The 21525-nt window shown below is 65.3% G+C and carries 21 protein-coding genes; 9 read left to right on the forward strand and 12 right to left on the reverse strand.

All coding sequences use genetic code 11. The annotated features are described in order from the left end of the window. On the forward strand, positions 1-1460 hold a 1460-nt coding region (locus JWP83_RS14090), incomplete at its 5' end, for an N-acetylmuramic acid 6-phosphate etherase (protein WP_297730840.1). Positions 1461-1617: 157 nt separating this feature from the next. After that, the gene (locus JWP83_RS14095) at positions 1618-3123 is read left to right on the forward strand and encodes a serine hydrolase (protein WP_297730941.1); all 1506 of its coding nucleotides are present in this window, start codon (positions 1618-1620) and stop codon (positions 3121-3123) included. Between the two features lie 25 nt (positions 3124-3148). On the opposite strand, the gene JWP83_RS14100 is transcribed toward JWP83_RS14095, so the two are convergent. Beyond that, positions 3149-3838, reverse strand: a complete 690-nt coding sequence (locus JWP83_RS14100; RefSeq protein ID WP_297730943.1) for a M15 family metallopeptidase — start codon at positions 3836-3838, stop codon at positions 3149-3151. A gap of 176 nt (positions 3839-4014) precedes the next feature. Between JWP83_RS14100 and JWP83_RS14105 the strand changes: the two genes are divergently transcribed. From JWP83_RS14105 to JWP83_RS14115, 3 genes are read left to right on the forward strand one after another with little or no spacing between them, the layout of a single operon-like run. Beyond that, positions 4015-4416, forward strand: a complete 402-nt coding sequence (locus JWP83_RS14105) for a hypothetical protein (RefSeq protein ID WP_297730842.1) — start codon at positions 4015-4017, stop codon at positions 4414-4416. Continuing rightward, on the forward strand, positions 4404-6182 hold the full coding sequence (locus tag JWP83_RS14110; protein ID WP_297730844.1) for a hypothetical protein: 1779 nt from the start codon (positions 4404-4406) through the stop codon (positions 6180-6182). Before JWP83_RS14105 ends, JWP83_RS14110 begins: the two co-directional genes overlap by 13 nt. Then, complete coding sequence (locus JWP83_RS14115) at positions 6182-6631, forward strand: hypothetical protein (protein ID WP_297730846.1); 450 nt, start codon at positions 6182-6184, stop codon at positions 6629-6631. The genes JWP83_RS14110 and JWP83_RS14115 overlap by 1 nt, the downstream gene beginning before the upstream one ends. Positions 6632-6649: 18 nt before the next feature. Here the strand turns inward: JWP83_RS14115 and JWP83_RS14120 are convergent, their stop codons facing one another. Further along, positions 6650-8428 carry an NAD-binding protein gene (locus tag JWP83_RS14120; RefSeq protein ID WP_297730848.1) on the reverse strand — a complete coding sequence of 593 codons (1779 nt, stop codon included), beginning with the start codon at positions 8426-8428 and terminating at the stop codon, positions 6650-6652. 330 nt (positions 8429-8758) lie between these two features. Between JWP83_RS14120 and glnA the strand changes: the two genes are divergently transcribed. Then, on the forward strand, positions 8759-10195 hold the full coding sequence (gene glnA / locus JWP83_RS14125; protein WP_297730850.1) for a type I glutamate--ammonia ligase: 1437 nt from the start codon (positions 8759-8761) through the stop codon (positions 10193-10195). A gap of 12 nt (positions 10196-10207) precedes the next feature. Here the strand turns inward: glnA and JWP83_RS14130 are convergent, their stop codons facing one another. From JWP83_RS14130 to JWP83_RS14140, 3 genes are all read right to left on the reverse strand, one after another. After that, positions 10208-10714 carry an N-acetylmuramoyl-L-alanine amidase gene (locus JWP83_RS14130; RefSeq protein WP_297730852.1) on the reverse strand — a complete coding sequence of 169 codons (507 nt, stop codon included), beginning with the start codon at positions 10712-10714 and terminating at the stop codon, positions 10208-10210. A 275-nt stretch (positions 10715-10989) separates the two neighbouring features. Beyond that, a complete protein-coding gene (locus JWP83_RS14135; protein ID WP_297730855.1) occupies positions 10990-11511 on the reverse strand; it encodes a DUF732 domain-containing protein in 522 nt (173 codons plus the stop codon). A gap of 301 nt (positions 11512-11812) precedes the next feature. Further along, complete coding sequence (locus JWP83_RS14140) at positions 11813-12415, reverse strand: DUF732 domain-containing protein (RefSeq protein ID WP_297730858.1); 603 nt, start codon at positions 12413-12415, stop codon at positions 11813-11815. Between the two features lie 105 nt (positions 12416-12520). Between JWP83_RS14140 and JWP83_RS14145 the strand changes: the two genes are divergently transcribed. After that, complete coding sequence (locus JWP83_RS14145) at positions 12521-12814, forward strand: hypothetical protein (protein ID WP_297730945.1); 294 nt, start codon at positions 12521-12523, stop codon at positions 12812-12814. A gap of 13 nt (positions 12815-12827) precedes the next feature. Here JWP83_RS14145 and JWP83_RS14150 read toward each other — a convergent pair whose 3' ends face one another. Continuing rightward, entirely contained in the window at positions 12828-13490 is a 663-nt protein-coding gene (locus tag JWP83_RS14150) for a TetR/AcrR family transcriptional regulator (RefSeq protein WP_297730861.1), read from the reverse strand. A 123-nt stretch (positions 13491-13613) separates the two neighbouring features. Further along, entirely contained in the window at positions 13614-14306 is a 693-nt protein-coding gene (locus JWP83_RS14155; protein ID WP_297730864.1) for a TetR/AcrR family transcriptional regulator, read from the reverse strand. Between the two features lie 404 nt (positions 14307-14710). Here JWP83_RS14155 and JWP83_RS14160 point away from each other — a divergent pair, with 404 nt between their 5' ends. Together JWP83_RS14160 and JWP83_RS14165 are read left to right on the forward strand one after the other, a co-directional pair. After that, entirely contained in the window at positions 14711-15106 is a 396-nt protein-coding gene (locus JWP83_RS14160) for a DUF4267 domain-containing protein (protein ID WP_297730867.1), read from the forward strand. Positions 15107-15147: 41 nt separating this feature from the next. Beyond that, positions 15148-15975, forward strand: a complete 828-nt coding sequence (locus JWP83_RS14165) for an LLM class F420-dependent oxidoreductase (protein ID WP_297730870.1) — start codon at positions 15148-15150, stop codon at positions 15973-15975. Between the two features lie 28 nt (positions 15976-16003). On the opposite strand, the gene JWP83_RS14170 is transcribed toward JWP83_RS14165, so the two are convergent. The 5 genes from JWP83_RS14170 to JWP83_RS14190 are packed head-to-tail and all read right to left on the reverse strand — an operon-like array spanning position 16004 to position 21455. Continuing rightward, on the reverse strand, positions 16004-17500 hold the full coding sequence (locus JWP83_RS14170) for an FAD-dependent oxidoreductase (RefSeq protein ID WP_297730872.1): 1497 nt from the start codon (positions 17498-17500) through the stop codon (positions 16004-16006). Between the two features lie 32 nt (positions 17501-17532). Then, positions 17533-18981 (reverse strand): aldehyde dehydrogenase family protein, encoded by a 1449-nt coding sequence (locus JWP83_RS14175; protein WP_297730875.1) that lies wholly within the window; start codon positions 18979-18981, stop codon positions 17533-17535. Beyond that, entirely contained in the window at positions 18978-19778 is an 801-nt protein-coding gene (locus JWP83_RS14180) for a carboxymuconolactone decarboxylase family protein (RefSeq protein WP_297730878.1), read from the reverse strand. Before JWP83_RS14180 ends, JWP83_RS14175 begins: the two co-directional genes overlap by 4 nt. Before the next feature lie 34 nt (positions 19779-19812). Further along, complete coding sequence (locus JWP83_RS14185) at positions 19813-20628, reverse strand: mycofactocin-coupled SDR family oxidoreductase (protein ID WP_297730880.1); 816 nt, start codon at positions 20626-20628, stop codon at positions 19813-19815. Beyond that, positions 20625-21455 (reverse strand): mycofactocin-coupled SDR family oxidoreductase, encoded by an 831-nt coding sequence (locus JWP83_RS14190; RefSeq protein ID WP_297730948.1) that lies wholly within the window; start codon positions 21453-21455, stop codon positions 20625-20627. The genes JWP83_RS14185 and JWP83_RS14190 overlap by 4 nt, the downstream gene beginning before the upstream one ends. Positions 21456-21525: the final 70 nt, after the last annotated feature.

The following is a 21525-nucleotide window of genomic DNA, read 5'->3' on the forward strand; positions in this document are numbered from 1 at the left end:
GGGTCGCGGTGACCAGCGACGGCGTCATTGCTCACGCGGGCGCGCTGGACGGGGAGCCGGGCGTCGTGCTGATCGCGGGCACCGGAGTCGTGGCGCTGGCGATCGGCGCGGATGGCGCGCTGCGAACCGCCGACGGCTGGGGCCCGTGGCTGGGCGACGAGGGTGGCGGCGCGTGGATCGGCGCCGCCGGCCTGCGCGCGGCGCTGCGCGCCCACGACGGCCGCGGCCCGTCCACCGCGCTGCTAGAAGCAGCCCGCACCCGATTCGGCGCGCCGAAAACCTGGCCGGCGCAGCTCACCGACGCCGCGGCGCTCGCGTCGTTCGCGCCCGACGTCCTCGCTGCGGAAGACGACGCCGTGGCGTTGGCGATTGTCAGCGCTGCCGCCGAGTCACTCGCCGCGACCGCCCGTGCGGCCGGGGCTGGCCCGCTCGCGATGGTCGGTGGCCTGGCGGGGGTGGAGGCGCTGCGCCAGCGGCTCGACCTCGTCCCGGCCGCCGGCGACGCGCTTGACGGCGCGCTGCGGCTCGGCGCGATTCACGAGCCGCACGTGATCCGTGTGCGGGCGGCCGCCGCCCGGCAGGGGCTCGATGAGCTCGCCACCGAGGCCGTGCGGCCCGACCTCGACGACCTCGACCTGAGGCCTATCGGCGAGGTGGTGGCGCTGCTCGTCGCCGCCGAGGGCGAGGCGCACGGCGCGGTTGCGGCGGCGGTTCCGCGAATCGCGGCGGCGGCCGAGGCCATCGTCGGGCGGCTCGAGCGGGGAGGCCGTTTGATCTATGCCGGTGCCGGGACGCCCGGGCGGCTGGGAGTGCTCGACGCGGCTGAGTGCGGGCCAACGTTCGGCACCGACCTCGTGCGCGGCGTAATCGCCGGCGGAAGCGCGGCATTGACCGAGGCGATCGAGGGCGCGGAGGACGCGTTCGACACCGCCGATCTCGCCGATCTGACCGCCGCCGACGCGCTCGTCGGGATCACGGCGTCAGGCCGAACGCCGTACGTGCTTGGGGCGCTCGAGCATGCACGCGCGGCGGGCGCGCTGACGGTCGCGATCGTCAACAACTCGGGCAGCGAGGCGTTCGCCGACGTGGTGATCGAGTTGCTGACCGGATCGGAGGTGCTCGCCGGCTCCACGCGGCTGACTGCGGGGACGGCACAAAAGGTCGTGCTCAACGCGCTTTCGACCAGTGTCATGATCGGGCTCGGCAAGGCCTACGGACCGCGGATGGTCGACGTTCGGACAACCAGCGCCAAGCTGCGGCGCCGCGCCGTGCGGATCGTCCGCGACGCGGCCTGCGTCGACGAGGAGACCGCGATCGCGGCGCTGGCCGCCGCGGGCGGTCACGCCAAGACCGCGATAGTGGCGCTGCTCGGGGGCTTCGACGTGGCCGAGGCCGCAGTTCGGCTCGACCGGGCACGCGGGCGCGTGCGGGACGCGCTCACTGGGCATGTGCCGCGATGAAATCTGCAGCGGCGCCGACGATCTGCCGTAGACCCCCTCCGCTTGACAAGTCGCTCCGCCGGAGCCAGCATCACGGCGGGACCACCACATGCGGAATGACGTGAACGTCGACAGCTTGCTTAGCAGCTTCGCCTTCGGTAAGCGAAAGGCCATTGCCGTGGTAGCCGTCGTGCTTGCACTCGTCGCGGCTTGCTGGCGGGGCCATGCATCGCACCCAGCGGTAAGCGACAGTTCGCAGCCAACGCAAGCGCCGGCTGCGCCTCCCGCACCCGACTTCACAACAGTCTCCAAGCCGCCCGATGCGGCTCCCGCATTTGACTTCGCAACAGTCTCCAAGCTGATCAATGACGCGATTGCGGCAAATCGGCTGCCAGGCGCCGTGGTGGTGATCGGGCACGGTGGCAACGTCGCCTTCCACCAGGCTTATGGCTCGCGCAAGCTTGCGGGCGAACCCGGACTGGATGGATCGCCTGCGCCTGCAGAGCCGATGAGCGAGGACACGATCTTCGACTTGGCGTCGTTGACGAAAAGCCTCGCAACGGCGACCGCCGTCATGCAGCTTTACGAACAAGGCAAGGTTCAGTTCGACGATTCCGTGCAGCAGTATTTGCCTGACTTCAACACGGCGAACGATCCACGTCGTGCAAAGGTGACCATTCGCATGTTGCTTACGCACACTTCAGGCGAGACGGGAGACGTCGAACTCAAAGACCCATGGGGACTGGGCGGAGCCGACAAAGCGGAAGGCATTCATCGCGCGCTCACGACGCCGCTGGAGTCGAGTCCTGGTGAGGGTTTCCGCTATTCGGATATCAACTTCATTCTGCTTGGCGCGCTAATTGAGGGAGTCACAGGCGAGGCGGAAGACGTCTACGTCCAGGAACACGTGTTCGCGCCGCTTGGCATGGAAGACACCCGCTATCTCCCGCCGGCCAAAGCGTGCGGTCCGCATACGGTCAGGGGGGCCGCGATCGGGTGGGCTTCCGCGTCAACAGGGCAAGTGGGGGACGCGTGTCCCGCAGGCACGTGGAGCACGGGTCTCTTGCCGCGCATCGCACCGACAGCACGTGATGAAGAGGGCAGAGCCGACCCGGGCAAAAATCCCGATCTTGATTACCTGCTTCGGGGCACCGTGCAGGACACGACGGCACGGCGCATGGGCGGAGTGGCCGGGCATGCCGGCGTGTTCTCCACGGCGCACGATGTCAGCATCTTTGCGCAGGCGTTGCTCGATCGGCTTGCGGGCCGTCCCAGCGAATTTCCGCTGACACAAACGACTTTGGAGTTGATGACGAGTCCCCAGCAGCCTGGCCATACGGCTCAACAGCTCCAAGCGGCGAACGATGCCGCCCGGGCGGCCGTCGCAAAGAGGTCGAAAACAACACATCCGCAGCTCGCTCCGCACTATCCGGCGATCGCGGGGCACAACCTGCGCGGCTTTGGCTGGGATATCGATACGCCCCTCTCCATGCCGCGAGGCGCGGTCTTTCCCATCGGGAGCTTTGGCCACACCGGCTTTACCGGAACCTCGATTTGGCTAGATCCACGTTCAGAGACCTATGTAGTTCTGCTCACGAACTCGATCCATACGCGAGGCAGTCCACCGATCTCGGATTTGCGAGGTGAGGTGGCGACGGCGGCGGCGCAGGCGTTGGGTCTTTAGCACGGTGCGCCGTCGGCCACGATGCTCAGGGCCGCTCGAAGTGTTGATAGTCGAGGGGAGCGGTCCATTCGCCACCCCACCGCCAGCCACGGTCTGTGAAGGCGCGCACGGCCGGGTCGCCGTTGTGTAAGAGTCCGGGGTCGGTGCGGCTGCGGTCCAGGTAGGCCGCCGCGTTCTGCGGTTCGAAATACCCGCTCGCGTAGAGGCACGGGTTGAGAAGCGTATTGAGATCGATAGCCCGCCCGTAAGCGTGTGGAGACCATTGATCGGTTCCCGGGATGAGTCGGCAATTGAACGCCGACGTGTTGTTGTCCTCCATCGACAACTCATCATCAGCGTCCGAGTAGTGGTCGACCGTGCGGATCTTCTCGACGGGATAGCCCAGTCGGTAAAGCTGCTCGAAGATGGCGATGACCTCCGGCACCAAGTCCTCGTACACGATCAGCTCGCCGCGGTGGGTCTGGCCGTCGAAACCGATGTGGTCAACGCCGACCCGTCGCAGCTGCTCCGGTTCGACGGGACAACCCGGCCGCCAGCTCGCGCCGAGTTCGGCGGCAGTGAGCGGCTCCACGGTCGCACCGGCAGGTGCTGGCGGCGCGCTCGCCGACGACGACGCGGCGGCCGACGATGCCGGCGCAGCCGACGGTGATGGTGTGGCCGCATGCGGCGGCGGCGCGGCGGCGCAGTGCACCAGCACGAGACCCGCTGCGAGCATTTCCGCCAGCACGGCGCACGGCCGCTCGAAGGGCGTCACTCGGGATGAGTCCTCACCGCTTGCTTCCATCTCTCCAAGGCCGCTGCGAAAAACGGTTTCCCTGGACCAGTCCGGTGCCAACGCTACCGCGGACAGAACTCGTTGTACTGGCCCCGGCGAGCTCATCGGCGAAGCGGTTGATCGCAAAAGGTGAAGGGCGCGGGCCCCTTGACCGGGCTAGCATTCAGAGCGCAACGCCAGAAGGGGGGACCATCGCGGCCTATGAGCTGAAGGCCGATCCCGTCGCACTGCACCTTGGCAGCAACGACATGTTCAACGCGGTCGGTGAGGCCGCGGTGGATTTCGTGAGCCATGAGGACGGGCTGGCCGAGGCCGCCGCGGGCTGGATCGGATCATCGCAGCTGGCGTTGGCTGAGCTGGCGGCACGGTGGGAGGTCCGGCACGACCACCACAAGGTCCAGGTCGACGGTTTGGGGTCCCACGTGGCCGAGGCGATGTTCCGCTACGTCACCAACGAGGAGGAGTCGGCGCAAGCTTTCGGTCGCTGCGGGAGTAGGGGTAACGGGTGGGGTCGTTGACCCTATATGACGTCAAGCGTTGGGATCTCGGCGCGATCCAGCAGGTGTTCGAGACGGCCAGCGGGCGCGCCAATACCTTGCAGCGGTTTGGGGAGAACCTGCAGCAGGTCCACAACGTTTTCAGCGACTGGCAAGGGGAAGCTGGGGAGGCGTTTCGCACCGATTTGGGCAAGGCTCGCCGCGACATCGAGGCAGACGGTCAGGAGTCCAGGCAGGTAGCCGCGGCGGTGTCGCGCGCCGAGGCGGACGTGCGCGCATGCAAGCGCGAGCTGGATGACGTCGAGCGGGCCGCTGATGCTAACGGCTGGACCATCACGCCCGATTGGCGAATAGACGTGGGCAACACCGGGATTGGTCGCAATCCCAAAGAGTTTGCCGCAAAGCAGCAGCTGTTGCAGGACCAGCTCAACGCTGTGAAGGCGCATGCCCACAACGCCGACCAGGAGCTTGCCACCGCCGTCCGCGGTGCCGTGGGCGAAGTTGCGTTGGATGCCAGCGGACCTCCGCCAGGCGGTGGCCCACCACCGCAAGGCGGGCCCAAGCCTGCCGGCGGGGGTCAGCCGCGGACGTTGCAAGACATGCTGTTGCCTGCTGGCGCCGCGGATGTTGGGCCAGACGGTACCCCGCCGAAGGGTCCGCCAGTTCCCGCGGGCGCTGGGGGCAAGCCACCGTCGTTGCAAGACATGCTGTTGCCTGCCGGCGTCGCCGGTGCCCTGCCGCAACTGAAACCCGCAGACGTAGAGAGCTTCAAGGCGGTGGCCCGCCAATCCATGATCCGGGATGGTGTGCCGCCGGAGCAGGTCGAGGCGCGCCTCTACGACATCGTGGGCCGCACTCAGCAGTGGATCGACAACGGGATGCCGAACTACGTTGCCCCCGAGCCAAAGCCCCCGCCACCGCCGGGATTCGGCGAAGGATTCGCTGACCGATGGTTTGCAACCGAACAGAGCATCCATAACCTTCTCGGGGTAGGAGGCCCCGGAGCGCCCGGCGTGCTCGAGTCATGGCAGCAGATGCTTAAGGGCACCGTCGAGACCGTGCAAAACTCGCTCGGTGCGGCGATCGGGGAAATCAAAAACGCGTTTGACTCACCGAGCCCGGCCTACTACTTGGGGGGCAAAGCCTCCGACGGCGCCTTCGCCCTGCCCGGGCTGCTCTTCGGCGGCGAAGGAGCAGGCGTTGGCCGACTGGCCGATATTGATGCAGCCGCCGCAATTGATTACGGTCCAACGCATTTGCCGCATGTACCGATCGGCTTCGATAACCCCGTGGCCTATCAGCCGTTTGCAGGTCAAGCGGGGCAAGATCTCTATTCCGCGTTCGTGCACGGAGAGCCCACCACGGGCCTCAGCGGGCAACTCGCTGAAATGTCGACTCACTACATCGGTGACAATCCAGACCGAGTAGTCCTGGGGAAGTTCGACGGCCAGGAAGCTGGCTACATCGGCGACGCTAGAGGCCAGGGCGGAATCTATTTCGATACCGGCAACCCAATCTGGGATGCCATGACCTATGGGCTCACGAAGCCCGAAGCCAACGGTCTCGCGTGGCAAGTCAACGAAAATTTCCTCCGCGGCCAGATGGAGAACGGCGTGCCCCGCATCGAATACCGTTTGTCACAAGAATTTAGTAGTGTAGAAGAGGTCTTGGCGCTGGATGCGGATTCTTTCTCCGCCAAAGAAATCGCGTTCTTGAAGAGCAACGCGGAGGAGTATGGCTATCGGCAAGTCGGAAACGCGTGGGTGCGGATTATGGGTGGGCGGTGATGACGCAAGAGTTCTTGGCCGGAGTCAGGTCTATTGTCGAACCCCTGTTGAACGAACTTGGCTTCCAGCTAGACGAGTACGACGGTGATGTAGACGAAGGCGGCCGGAAGGGCTCCGTCGTGTTCTTCCGCTCAAACGATTGCAAGATCCAGGTCTACGACTCAACACGAGACGGTTCGATCAATTGCATGATTGCTCCGCTCAACGCCCTTAACGTGTTTGGTCAATACGATTCGTCTGGGAAGTGGCAATACCTTCCCAGGTTCGCCATTCGGCAAGGCGTTCCGCTCGAGGAAATCATGAAAGATAAGTTGCCGGTCGATTTTCCGACAACTAATCAATTTCTTGAATCGGTGCGCCGCCGCATCGAGAAATATTTTCCCATCGCCCACGACGGCATTCTCGAAATGAACGGACCGGAGTACTGGCACTCAAGCCCGCAAGAATGAGCACGTCGAATGGGTTCGTCAAGCGTCCGGGTCCGGTGCCCATCTCGGCGGGCGTGCATCGGGCCTGTGCGACGAACGCGCCGCTGCCAGCGTCGCCGCCCGCTCACCGTTGATCGCGGTCAGCGGTGGAGGCTGGCCCTTGCGCAGCGTCGCGATCAGCTCGCGGTAAGGACCGATGAGGTAGACGGTGTCGCCGGCTTTCAGTCGGGCGTCGCGGCGGGGGCGTAACCTGACCGGCCCTTCCGGTCGAGTGATCGCGATGACGCGCGTTTGGGTAGACAGTTCCACCATTCGCAGTCCATCTAGCTCGCTGCCCGCCGCCACCAGCATTCCGCCGACCATGAAGGAGCGCTGCCCGACCCAAAACGTCCCCAGCACCTGGAGGCCCATCGCCGCGCCAATGAACCAGGGAGCCGCCAGGTCGACGATCGACCGCACGTTTTCGAAACCGAACCGCCGATTCACCGCGGTTCCCAGCGCGCGGCCTTGCACCCGCATGACAATCGGCACCTTGGTATCGGATCCCAAGATCTCGAGCAAGACGATCCCGGTCTCGATGTTCTCCATGTCGTCCTGGGTCACCACCGCCACTCCGCGGGCGCGATCGACGCGCGCGGATTCCAGCGTCTGGCGCATCGTTGAATCTCCGAAGATCACCGGCACATCCAGTTCGGCCACGGTCGGCAGGAAGCGGTTGTCCTCGTCCGGCTCGATGACCAGGACGTCGTATCCGGCAGCGGTCAGATCACTGACGACGCGGACGCCAATTGAACCAAGTCCGACAACGACAACGTGCTCGCGCATATGGCGTGCCCTTCGCAGCCCGGCCGTCTGCACAAAGCGGCGCGACAGCAGCAGGTCCGCAAGGAACGCGACGAGGATGGCGGTAACGCTCGCGCCGCCGAACATCAACGCGACAGCGAACAGTCGCAGGGAAGTGGATTGCTGGGCGAAGCTGAAATCGCCATAGCCCACGGTCGTAATCGTCTCGGAGGCGAAGTACAGTGCGTCGATCCACGACATCCGCGGGTTCTGGTAGGTGAAGTGCACGGCGGCTGTCGAGCCGAGCGTGAGGAATAGCGCGAATGCCAACGAGGGAAGCAGCATGGGGTTTACGTCCTCGCGCATGGCGCGCGCGGCATCGACTGCGCGCCGCACTCGGGAGTGTCGAGAGCGCGTCGCGGTCGGGGGAGGCACGGTGATCCCGCGGGCTTCCAGTTCGTCTTTGACGCCGATCATCGACGTCCAGTCGCCGGCGTAGACCTGCAGATCCCGTCCCGGACACGGCACCACCTGACCGGGAGTAGGTGAGTTCTTGCCGTGGAGCACCGCGACCGGTGCCAGGTCGGCGTAGATCTTGCGCAGAGTCGCGTCGTACGGCGCCTCGGCTCCCCAGACGACGAATTCGATACCGGCCGTCTCGAACTGGTGCGCGTTACGCGACAGAACCGCCTCGACAAGGGATGGAGTCGCGAGGTCGGCGACGTCCAGGACCGCACCGGGGCCGTTTACGGCGGCCACCGCTCGGCGCAGCACGTCGTTGGCCAGACGTGCCACGACGCGGACATTCGGGCTGTATTCCCTTGCCAGCAATGCAATTTCGAGATTTACCGCGTCATTAGGGCCGGCGCAGACGACGGCGCGTGCGCGATGCACCCCGGCACCGAGGAGATCGGCGGCGGTATTGACCTTGATTATCCGCGCGCCTGCGCCCCTTAGCTCCTCGGCGATCGTCTTCGACAGCGCGTCGTCACCGCTGACGATGATTTCGCGATGGAATTGAAAGATCTCGCCCATTTCGCGGGTGTTACCAGGGTGGTTTTGTGTTGTCCGGCATAAAGGCTCCCATCTCTGCTGACGCGTACGCCCACTGGTTCATATGACTATCGGGCACTGTGTCGGTTAGTGCCACCGGAGGGGGCGGATTCGGGAAGTCAACAGCGATGTCCCGCAGGCGGAGTCGCTTATTGGAAGCGGCGTCGTCTAGGTGCAACAGGTTCGACTCGGGCTCGTCACGCGGACGAAATAGTCGAGGTGTACAAAACCCTGGCGCCTCTGCTACCCACGTGAAAAGTCTTGACACTGGCGAGGTCTGCCGGGCGCCCCGCCGAAGCAAAGGAGCATTCCGTGTCCGAAAAGACGCCCGACGATATCTTCAAACTCGCCAAGGACCAGAACATTGAGTATGTCGACGTCCGGTTCTGCGATCTGCCAGGCACCATGCAGCACTTCACGATTCCGATTTACGTCTTCGATGAGAACGTTTTCGAGGAAGGCTTGGCCTTCGACGGCTCCTCAATTCGCGGGTTTCAATCGATCCACGAGTCCGACATGCTTCTGCTTCCCGACCCGGAAACCGCTACCATCGACCCGTTCCGTATTCACAAGACACTGAACGTGAACTTCTTCGTGCACGACCCGTTCACCCTCGAGGTCTACTCGCGCGACCCGCGCAACGTTGCCCGCAAGGCCGAGAACTACCTGATCAGCTCCGGCATCGCGGACACCGCCTACTTCGGCCCGGAGGCCGAGTTCTACATCTTCGACTCGGTGAGCTTCGACTCGAGCATCAACGGATCGTTCTACAAGGTGGACGCGACATCCGGTTGGTGGAACACCGGAGAGGAGACCGAGTCCGACGGAAGCCCCAACCTCGGCTACAAGGTCCGCCCCAAGGGCGGGTACTTCCCGGTAGCCCCCACCGACCACTACGTCGACCTGCGCGACGAGATTCTCACCCACCTGACCAATGCCGGCTTTTCTCTGGAGAAGGGCCACCACGAGGTCGGCAGTGGCGGCCAGGCCGAGATCAATTATAAATTCAACACATTGCTGCATGCGGCCGACGACCATCAGATGTACAAGTACATCGTCAAGCAAACCGCATGGCAGGCCGGCAAGACGGTGACATTCATGCCCAAGCCGCTGTTCGGCGACAACGGCTCCGGTATGCACTGCCACCAGTCGCTGTGGAAGGACGGCGTCCCGCTGATGTACGACGAGACGGGATACGCCGGCCTGTCGGACACCGCCCGCCACTACATCGGCGGGTTGCTGTACCACGCACCCTCATTGCTGGCCTTCACCAACCCCACGGTCAACTCCTACAAGCGCCTGGTTCCGGGCTACGAGGCCCCGATCAACCTGGTTTACAGCCAGCGCAACCGCTCGGCGTGTGTGCGCATCCCGATCACCGGCAGCAACCCGAAGGCCAAGCGGCTGGAGTTCCGTTGCCCCGACTCGTCGGGCAACCCGTATCTTTCGTTCGCGGCCATGTTAATGGCCGGGCTGGACGGCATCAGGAACAAGATCGAACCGCCACCCCCGATCGACAAGGACCTCTACGAGCTGCCGCCAGAAGAGGCCGCGGAGATCCCGCAGGCCCCTACTCAGCTGTCCGCGGTGATCGACCGTCTGGAGGAAGACAGCGAATACCTCACCGAGGGAAGCGTTTTCACGCCGGACCTGATCGAGACGTGGATCAATTACAAGCGCGATTACGAGATTGCGCCGTTCAACCTCCGGCCGACACCCTACGAATTCGCGCTGTACTACGACGTTTAAAGCTAACCCTGGTCAGTTGCCCGCCTCGATGGCCGCGACTCTTGCGGCAGCGTCGGGTCCGCAAAAGCGCTGGAGGTCGACCCGGCCAGCGGCCAGCAGATCGTCGATGCGCCGCCTGAGGTCGCCCGAGGAGAGATGGGCATAGAGGTTCGCACCCGGGCAAGAAGTCTGGGCCAGGTCGCGATGGCCCGCCAGTGTGTCGCTCGCGACGCGAAAGTTCTGAGCGGCCCAGGCGAATGCGACGGCGGCTCCGTGAAGTTGGGCCTCCGAGACCGCCTCTTGGTCGAAGTCTCCTTCGCACAGGACTAGGAAGTGGCCCGTCGTGTTGTAGTCCGTCGCAGTGTCTCCTGCGATTTCGGTGCTCCGCAGTTCGTAAATGTCGCCATTGCGGTCGACGCCGACGTGATACGCGATGTCGATCCATCCTAGCTGGTCTTGGTGGTATCGCTGGTCGGATCGGAGGTGGCCTGGGCCATTGCGGTTGTCGCCGAGGACCACGGCCTCGTGGTGCAGGGTCATACGGGTGATGGTGTGGAGCTTACCTCCGGAGCGGGCAGGTTGCGCGCCCCAGGCCTCTCGGCAGAGCATCTGTGCCGAGGTGGCGTTCGAAGTTATGGGCCCGGGCGATTGTGGCGTCGGGCCGATCTCTGACGCCGAGGCAACGTCCATTCGCGTCGCACTCGAGCAGGTGCCGACCACGGACGCCAAGCCGACGCTGCCGGCCAGCCGGAGCAACTGACGGCGGTCGACGAAAACCGGGTGTCCATCGGGCCGGTCTGGCACGGGCGGCGCTCCTACTTCGCCGCACCCGGGCAGTATGCGACGACGGCGGCCTGCGCCAAATGCACAGCGTCGTCGTGAGTGAATCGCTTCGGCCACGCATTGCCCACCGCGATGTCCTGATTCTGTGCGGCCAGGATGTTGTTCACCGTGGACTCGAGTGGCTCTGGCCGCGGCGGCAACATCAGGAAGCAGCTGTGGTGGCCCAGCTCCATGAACCGCTGACGGATGGCCGCCTTGCCGTTGTCCGTGATGCCGTAACTGTCCAGCGTGGACAGGAATTGAGCGTCCGCCCCGTCGGCCGGGCCCGTCGCCGCGCTTGACGCACTGATCGTCACCGTTTGCGGACCCGGCGACATCGCACTCTTATCTCGTGACAAGTACACACCCACGGATATGAGACCCGCCAGGGCGGCTACCGCGAGACCCGCGGCCGCGATGAGGACCCCTACCGGCGTCTGCCTGGTTTGACTCCCCGACCCTGGTTTGTGATGGGGCACCGATCCGGTCCGGACACCGCGGCCCTCGACAGTCATGCGCCGCCTCCTCTGACCCCCGGATGGTCGCCAAGGGCGCTCGCGCTTCCCGGAATGCGCCGACCCCAGGCCCGGCAACCCCAGACAACCCCAAGTCCAATCAATATCGCACCGTTTGCGCTCCGGGGCTCAACGACACGTCCATGGCCGATGTCGAAGTCTGTCACGGTGGCGGCGGTCCGTACAGGTCCCGGGCGGCGTATGCGATCCGTGGCTAGCTCGAATCCGCCTAGACGGTGGGTCGATCGTATCGCCGGCGCCCTTCGCGATACCCAAGCAAGACAATCGTCAACGCGCCGCGCTAGGACACCGGGCCAACCAGGTTGGCGTTTTGCGGGCAGTACGTGTGAACCGAGATCGTCACGTAGGTATCGGCATCGAGCCCCGGATTGCTCGTACGAAACGCCCCGACGATCTGTTGCACCGTCATCCCCTGGCGGATGTCGTCGCACACCACCTTGCCGTTGTGAATGGCTGCCTCGGGATTGGCGAACGAGATGCCATGGTCGTTCAGGTCCTGCACGTACTTGTTGTCCTGATCCGGCGTGGACACGATGGCCGACGGCCCGCCGGCCGAGGCCGACGGCGTCGCCGGCGCGGACGAAGTCGTCGTCGCCCCCTTCGGCGTGGCCGGCTGCGGACCCTTGGAGGACGGGCTGAACAGCCAAAAAGCCAGCACGATCGCGCCCGCCAGCCCCAGACCGCCCAGCAGTAGCGCGCCGGCTTTACGCCAAGTGGCGCTCCATGATTGGCGGTCGGCCGGCGGTTCCCCCTGGACGTCGTCGTCATAGTCGCGCGGGGACGTGCGATCGGCTTCATCGGAAGCTGCGTGATTCGGTACGGCAACCGTCTCGGCACGGTTGAGTCCGAACGTTTCGTCGGCAGCCGGGGACGGCTCGGCCATGACGGTCATGGTAGTCATAGCAGAGCGATTGTGAGAACCTCACATAGCTCGGGTGCTTGATGGGGAGTGCGCGTTATGTCAGTCTCGCGTGACCACGACGCCGACATGGACGCCGGGGACGTTTCCGGAGGCCGAATCGAGCGCGCGATGGATTTGCTTCGGCGCGTGCTGCAATACGAGGTCAGCGTCGGGGCGCTGATCGAGATGGCGCTGTGGCTCGCGATCCCATACCTGTCCATCGGCTTCGTCTGGGCGGTCGTGCACACCGAGGAGACGCAGCGAATTCAGGCGCGACTGGCAAACGTATTCCCGGCAGCCTCCGACGTCGCGGCCTTCGGCTTGACGGCGGCGTTGTGGCCGGCTTCGATCCAGATCGCCGATGCGTGCCCGGCCACGTAATGAGGGCTCGCGGTTAACCCGTGGGTGCGTCGATCGCGGTGACTCGTTCGATCGTGTGGGGCGCTACGCCCAGTCCACGCAGGCAGAACCGCAGCGCGCGTTCGCGAACCACCGTGCGGTCCCAACGATGTGTTGCCCACTGCCGCTGCGTGCCCGCCCACACGACGCCGTGAATCGATTTCGCCGCGGTCGCCGGAACGATGTCTTGAAAGACGCCAAGTTCGAGGCCGCGCTCGAGCTGCTCGATGAGCGGGTCGAGTATCGCGCCGTATACGGGTCCAACCATCTCCGGGGAGGACAACGCTGTCGAGTGAGCCTCCAGGGATAGGCGGCGCACACCCGATTCGGTGTTCTCGCCGAATGCGAGTTCGAGTCGCCCATCGACCCAGGCGACGACCGCTTCGACCGGGTTGGCGGTATTCGCCATTTTTCCTCTCAACCGTTGCGTTTCCATGCGGGCCAGCTCCAGAAAGACCGCCGCAACCAACTGATCCTTCGAGTCGAAGTGCCGGTAGAAGGCGCGGGTGCTCAGCTGCGCGCGTTGCAGCACGGCAGCGACGCTGAGCCCCTGGACCCCGTGATCGTGCATGGAGTTAGATGCGGCGGCCAAGATAGCGCACCGCACGTCGGGGTCGGGAGCGAGCTTGTTCCGTCGTCGCGTTAAGGGGATGGTCATGGGCGTCAGATTAGGGTGGCCGGTTATACAGCTGTTTCATAGGTGCGTAGTTACCCACCCGAACCGCCCGCGGAAACTTTTAATTGTCGGACGAGTGAAATTGGTGCTTCCACTGCGCGCCACCTAACCCGCGGCGGTGACTTGTTCGATCGTGTGTGGCGCCACGCCGAGCCCGCGCAGGCAGAACCGCACCGCGCGGTCGCGGACGTCGTTGCGGTCCCAATGGTTCGTTGCCCACTGCCGCTGGGTGCCGGCCCATACGACGCCGTGTATCGACTTGGCCGCGACGGCGGGGACGATGTCCTTGAACACGCCAAGTTCCAGGCCGCGCTGGAGCTGCTCGATGAGCGGCTCGAGAATCGCACCGTATGCGGGCGTGACCATCTCGGGAGCGGAGAACACCTTCGACTGGGCCTCCAGCGACACCTGGCGCAGTTCCGCCTTGATGTCCTCGTCGAATGCGAGGTCCAGTCGTCCGTCGATCCAGGCGGCGACCGCCGCAACCGGGTCGGTGGCTTCCGACATCCTTGTTTTCAGCCGCACCACCTCGTCGCGCGTCATCTCGAGGAAGACCGCCGCAACCAGGTGGTCCTTCGATTCGAAGTGCCGGTAGAACGCGCGGGTGCTCAGCTGCGCGCGTTCCAGCACCGCGGCGACGCTGAGCCCTCGAACCCCCTGCTCGCGAACCGATTTCGACGCTGCATCCACGATGGCGCGGCGCACGTCGGGGTCGGGCGCAAGTTTTTTGCGTCGTGGCGTGACCGGAAAGTTGACGTATTGCTGCCGACGTGCGACCGGTTCCCCCTGTCCCGTCATAGCTAATCAAAATAATCCGCTTGTCGTACGAATACACCCGCTTTCGAAAACACCGCGCCGGCCAGGTGGTCGGCGGACGCGCGCCAGAGCCGCGGTGGTGTTGGCGGACAGGCGTTCGAGCGAATGCACAATTGTTTCGCTCGCGATGAACCTCAAGCACTCGTGCCTGGTCGCCGACGTGTTGACTGGGTTGTTTCCGGCGCGTAAAGGGCGATGTGGCAAATTGCGTGTCGGGGGAACATGTTTGCCGACGTCGATTGCCGGACCGTAACTTTTCTGGGCCCGGTCGCCGGAAAGCCGTTATCTGAAAACAACACTTTCAGTGAACTATGGTTCACTTCCGCGGCCGGCGGCTGACGAGCTATTGCTAGTGGTCGGGGGTGATGCGCTCTAAGCTGCGGGCCATGTCAATTGACCGGGCCGCACTCCTCGCGGGCAGCATCCGACTCGCCTCTGGCGTCTCCTTTCTCGTCGACCCGCTCCGGGCGAACCGGTTGTGGGGCGATCCCGACGAGCCGACGCCGACGGCGCGACTGCTGCTGCGTTCCATGGGCTATCGCGATGCGTTGATCGGCGGCCTGCTCGCGGCGGCGGCGCTGCGCGGCAAGGACACCCGCGGCTGGTTTCTTGCGTCCGGCGGTGCCGACGCGGCCGACCTGCTCGGCGGGATGAGCGTGCATGACCAGTTGAAGCCCTCGCAACGACTTATCGGCCTCGGCGGTGCCGTCGTCGGTATCGGCGTTGGGCTTTGGGGCGCGACCCGCCGGGCCGCGGCGGGTGGGGAGACGCCGGCGCGCTGACGGGCGGGCCGTAATGTTGTCAGGCGACGATGGGAGCGAGCATGCGGTTCGGTGTCCTGACTTTCATTACCGACGAGGGAATCGGCCCGGTGGAGTTGGGCCAGGGACTCGAGCAGCGCGGGTTCGGGTCCCTGTTCCTCGCCGAGCACTCGCACATTCCGGTCGACGCTAAGACGCCGTATCCGATGGGCGGCCCGATTCCGCGGAAGTACTACCGGACGCTGGATCCGTTCGTGGCGTTGACGGCGGCGGCGGTCGCGACTCAGGAACTCGTGGTGGGCACCGGAATCGCGTTGATGCCGCAGCGAGATCCCATCCTGACGGCCAAGGAGGTGGTCTCGCTTGATCTGGTGTCGCAGGGGCGATTCCGGTTCGGCGTGGGGGTGGGCTGGTTGCGCGAAGAGATCGCCAACCATGGCGTCGATCCGGGCGTGCGCGGACGTGTGGTGGATGAACGGCTGCGCGCGATGATCGAGATCTGGAAGCAGGAGAAAGCCGAATTCCACGGCGAATTCGTGAACTTCGACCCGATCTACAGCTGGCCCAAACCGATGACGAAGCCGTACCCGCCGCTGTATCTCGGTGGCGGGCCGGCGAGCTTCAAGCGCATCGCCCGGCTCAACGCAGGCTGGCTTTCCATGAGTCCGTCGGCGGATGTTCTCTCGGGTCAGCTCAAGGAACTGCGCGCCGTCGCCGGCGACGATGTGCCGGTGATCGCCTCCCACTTGGGGAATCACTCGGCGAAAGAACTCGAGGGATACCTTCAACTCGGGGTGGAGCAGGTTTTGGTGGAGCTGCCCACCGAGCCTCGCGACGAGACGCTCCGACGTTTGGATGAGCTGCGGGCCGAGTTCGCGAAACTGGCGTAGGGACTTAAACCCTTGCCGGGTGCGGAATCTAAACGGCCGCGGTCGATGCCGCTTCCACGAGCGACCAATGGCTGCGTTCCCGCTCAGTCAGCTCGCTGGACGTGATCGCACCGAAGGTAGCGGCGTCGCGCGCGAACTGGGTCTGCGCTTGGGCCAACGCATCCGAGCCTTCGAGCCGAAAACAACTCGGTGCCAGCGGACCGAACAACAGGGCGCGCCGCAGCTGCGGCCAGTTATCCAGGTTCGGCTCGACCCCGGCGGCTCGAGCGAAGGTCACGGCCACCAGGTTCATCCGCGTCTTCTGTGACGTCCCGCGCCGCGAGCGATACGCCTTGATCGCCAATCGCTGATCGCTCTCGGTAGGCGAACCGATGGTGTTGCCCCATGTGTACGCGATCCACCTGGCTTGAAGTTCAAGCGGCACAAAGTATCCGCCCGACTGGTCCCACATGCCCATGAAGGCCAGTCCCGGAAGGTCGGGATGGAATGTGTAGCGGTCGGCGTCCATGTGCACCGGGTCCAGGTTGAGGATCCGTCGGATGTCTTCATGGAGAAATGGCAGAGACAGGTTGAATCCAGTGCCGAACACAATCCCGTCGAATTCCTCGGCGTCGCCGTCGGCGAAGGCAACGGTGGTGTCCGCGATCGACTCCATCCACGGACGCACCGCGATCCGGCCCTCCGCCACCAGCGGCAAGTAGTGCTGGTTGAGGGTGAGCCCGGCCACGGAGAGGGACGGGTCGGGCGCCGGCGCGCCGTACTGCTCGGGGCTCCCCCCTGCCGCGAGCACGATCTCCTTCAGTTGCCGGTCGATCTCGGCTGCCTGCAGGGTCTCGCTCGCCAGCGTTCCGTATCGCGTATAGATCCGGTGATCGGAAGGGACTCCCGCGGCGAACTTGGGCAGGACGTACCTCTGTCGCCGCTGGGTCACCACGACGCGTGCCGCGCCGAGTTGGGCGAGTTCTGCCGCGATCTCGAGCGCGCTGATCGCGCAGCCTGCCACGAGAACGCGCTTGCCCTGATAGGCGGCGGGCCCTCGGTACTGGTATGTCGGCGTCGCACCCGCCGAGCCGGCGAACGTCTCAAGCCCTGGCACAGGGGGAATGGCGGCGGCGTGGAACCTGCCGCTCGCGACCACTACTCGTTCGAAGCTTTCCTCTCCGAAGGCGTGCCGAACGAGCCACCGGGCACCGTTTCGTCTGATGAGTTCGACTCGAGTCCCGAACAGGATGCGCGCGCTGAGGCCGAACGTCTCGGCGTAGCGACGCAAATAGTCGAGAATGTCACGGCTAGACGGGTAGACAAGGTCGGTCTCGTGCTCGAGGTCGCTGAAGCCCGTCAGGACGCGACTGCTGTTCGTATGCATGCTTGGCCACACGCCGCTTCGGCCGTCCAGTCCCGTCCACTGCCCGCCGAGCATTGGTGACTGCTCGAAGATCGTCGGCTCGAATCCCTGCGACAGCAGCCAACGCGCCGCGACGAGCCCGCCCGGTCCCGCCCCGATCACCGCGACGTTGCCAGCCATCCTGGAACTCTCGCACGGGCTCTCTTAGATTGTCAGCTCATGCCGATTCGGATGTTTTTGACTTGCAGGAATTCATAGAGGCCCGCCAGGCCGCCGGTGCGGCCGAAGCCGCTTTGCTTGTAACCGCCGTAGGGTCCCTGCGGCGAGATGTCGCTGAACGTGTTGATCCACACCGAGCCCGCCTCGAGCCGGCGCGCCACTCGATGAGCTCGGGTGAGGTCGCGTGTCTGCACGAAAGCGTTCAAACCGTAGGACGTGTCGTTGGCAATGCGCACCGCTTCCGCTTCGTCGCCGAACTTCATCAGCGACACGACCGGACCGAAGGTCTCCGTTCGGGCCAACGTAGAAGCGGTGTCCACGCCGCCGAATACGGTCGGCTCGATGTAGTAACCCGCCGCCAGCTCGCCGCCCAATCTGCCTCCGCCGGTAAGCAATTCACCTGCTTTGTTGCTGACCGCTTCGTCGATTTCGGCGATGATGCGGTCGGCGGCGGCCTGGCTGATCACGGGTCCGAAGACCACACCGGGGTCGAACGGGTCACCCGCCTTGGCGCTTTTGAGGATGGCGAGGAACCGTTCGGTGAACGCGTCGTAGACGGATTCGTGGACCAGGACCCGGCTCGCGCAGGCGCAGCTCTGTCCTGACTGGATCAGCGGGCCCTGGTGAGCCGACAGCATCGCGGCCGCGTCGAGGTCGGCGTCGTCGAAGATGATGCTTGCCGACTTGCCGCCGAGCTCGGCGACCACCGGTGTCAGGTTCGCCGCCGCGGCCCCGAGGACCTTGCGGGCGGTCATCGCGCCGCCGGTGAAGTGAACCTTGCGGATGCCGGGGTGACGGACGAGGGCGTCGCCGCCTTCGGGTCCCGCGGGGACCACGTTGACCAGCCCGGCCGGTAGGCCGGCCTCGACGCACAGCTCGCCGAACCGCAGGGCGGCGAACGGCGCCACCTCCGAAGGTTTCAGCACGACGGCGTTGCCCGCGGCCAACGCCGGAGCGACGCAGGAGCCGATCACCACCAGTGCGCCGTTCCACGGTGTGATGACGCCGACGACGCCGTAGGGCTCGCGTTCGACGAGGTTGACGTCGCACGATTCGGCCACCGGCGTGCTGATGCCGTGCGGTTTGTCGACGTAGCCCGCGAAGTGGCGCAGGAATCGTTCGAGAAGGATTGCATTGCCGGCGAAGGAGATCGGGACGGCGTAGTCGTGCACGTTCAGCCGGGCCAGCTCGTCGAGGTTGTCGTGCACTGCGTCGGCCAGATCGATCAACAGGTCACGCCGGCGATCGGCGGTGAGCGACATCCATTCTCGATGGGCACCCAACCCGGAGGCGACCGCTTCGTCGATCTCCGGGCCACCGGCCAGCTGCACGCCCGCGTTGGGTTGGCCGGTGGCCGGGTAGATGTGCTGGTGGGTGCCGCCGGAAGACCGGGTGATGCGGTCGCCGGTTATCAGCAGTCCGCCGGACAACGATGGGTTCATGCCGTGGCGGCTTCCCCGCGCCATTCGGCCGAGACGCGCTGCTTCTGCTCGCCGATCACCTGGCCGAGGTGGGCGGCCTTGGGCCAGCCGTAGTAGGCGGCGAGATGCAGGGCCACTTCGTCCATCTCGTCGAAGGAGATGTCGCGGCTCTTGAGCGCGGCGTACACGTGGCTCAGGATCGGGATGGGTGCGTCCTGGATGGCGACACAGGCCACGGTCACCAGGCGCCGCTCTTTCATTCCCAGCCCCGGCCGCAGCCACATCTCGCCGAATACGAAGTTCAAGATCCCCGCGCCGGAGTAGGGGTCGTCCCGGATCGGCGCGAACGGCAGGCAGTTGACCGCCTTGAAGCATTGCTCCCCGCTGGCCAACCGGCTCTCCGGATCGCTCGGCGTGACCAGGGGTAGCAGCGCCTCGGGTGGCGGCACGGTTTGGCCGCGTTCGCGGTGGATCCGTTCCCACTGCTCGTCGACCGCCATGTTGAATCGCGACGCCTTGGGCCACCCGCCGTACACCGCGAAATGCAGCACGGTTTCGCGCATCTCGGTGATGGTCAGGTCGCCGCTGTTGAGCGCCGCGTACACGTGATCCTGCAAAGGTCCTTCGGCGTCGGCGGCCGCGACGCAGGGCAGCGTGACGAAACGCCGATCCCTCCTGCTCAAGATCGGCCGCGACCAGATTTCCGCGAAGACGAACTCGATCAGGCCGCTGGTTGTCGTGGGGCTCGGATCGTCAGGCGGGGGCACCGTCATCACCTCGGCGAACCGGCGTCGTCCGCGTTCGAAACGCTCTGTCATGAAATCTGCTCTCTGCGTTGGATTTTGAGGCCGATCACCGCAGGGTGACCCCGGCGTCCACCTTGAGCTCCAGCCCGGTGACGAACCGGGACTCGTCGGACACCAGGAACAGCACCGCGTTGCTGATGTCGATCGCCTCGGCCATGAGGGTGGGCAGGGCGTTGAGGAATATCGCGATCAAGTCGGGCCGCGCCTCGGCGAGGAGGCCCTGCAGGGACTCCGGGCGCATTCCCGTCTCCACGCCGGTCGGGTGGACGGTGTTGACGCGAACGTTCTGTGCGGCAAGCTCGTTGGCCAGCGCCCGGCTCAACCCGACGACACCGTGCTTGGACGCCGTGTAGGGAAGGTGCAGCGGGGTGCCCTTCAGCCCCGCCGACGAGCTGACGAGGATCAGGCTGCCGCCCCGGTCGACGAGATGGGGAAGGGCCGCGGCGCATGTGTTCCAGGTGCCGATGAGGTTGATGTCAACGACGGTGCGCCACTGCTCCGATGTCGTCGTGTCCCAGGTGCCGGCGGTGAGCACCCCGGCGTTGGCCACGGCGGCGTCCAGGCCGCCAAGTTCGGCAACACCGTCGTCGACGGCCGAAGCCAGGGCCGCGGCGTCGCGGATGTCCACCACATGGATGACCGCGCGGCGGTCGTGCTTTTCGACCAGCCGCGCGGTCTCCTCGAGATCCGCGCGCGACGCGAGGGGATACTCGATCTCCGGCAACGAGGCGCAGATGTCGACCAGGACGAGGTCGGCCCCCTCTTCGGCCAGTCGCACGGCATGGCTGCGGCCCATTCCCCGCGCGGCGCCGGTCACCAGCACCCGCTTGCCGGCGACTCGCCCACCAGCGGCGGCACTCATAACTTGTTGCAGAAGCCGGCGTCGACCGGGAACGTCACCCCGGTGACGTACTTGGCCTCGTCGGAGACCAGGTAGGCGATCGCGGCGCTGATGTCCTCGGGCTCCAACAGGCCGACCGGCATCGGGTTCTGCAGGTGCGGGCCGCCGTCGGGATAGTTCTCGAGGAATTCGGTCATGGCGGGATTGACCGCCATCATGGTGTTGACCGCCGTCGGGTGCACGGTATTGACCCGAATATTCAGCGGCGCAAGCGCATTGGCGAGTGTGCGCATCAGTCCGACGATGCCGTGCTTGGACGCCGCGTAGCCGAGGCCGCCGCCCTGCAGACCGCCGAAGCCTTTCAGCCCTGCCGTTGAGCTGGTGAAGATGATCACCCCGCCGCGGTTACCGGCGAGCAGGTGCGGAATCGCCGCCCACGCGGTGTGATACGCGCCGTCGAGGTTGACCCCGGTCGCGGCCCTCCACTGTTCCAGCTCCTCCTCGATCGTCAGCTCACGAAACGCGACCGGGGCGATCCCCGCGTTGGCCAGCACGATGTCGAGCCGACCGAACTGCTCGACGCCGGCATTCACCGCCGACTTGACCTGATAGAAGTCGCGGACGTCGGCCACCAGGCCGAGCATCTTGCCGCCCTCGGCCTCAACGAGGGCCACCGTTTCGTCGAGCTCGCAGCGGCCGGCCATCGGATAGCCGTTTGCGGGAATGTCTGCGCAGATGTCGACGCCGACGATGTTGGCTCCGTCGCGGGCCAGACGAATCGCGTGGCTGCGGCCCTGACCGCGAGCGACACCGGTGATGAAGGCGACCTTGCCTTCTAGTTGGCCCACCATTCTGCACCCCTCGCTTGATATCACCGCAGCTAGGACAATAGTAACGTTGTTACTCGCTCGGCAGAGT

The sequence above is a fragment of the Mycobacterium sp. genome (genome assembly GCF_025965855.1).
Lineage (GTDB): Bacteria > Actinomycetota > Actinomycetes > Mycobacteriales > Mycobacteriaceae > Mycobacterium.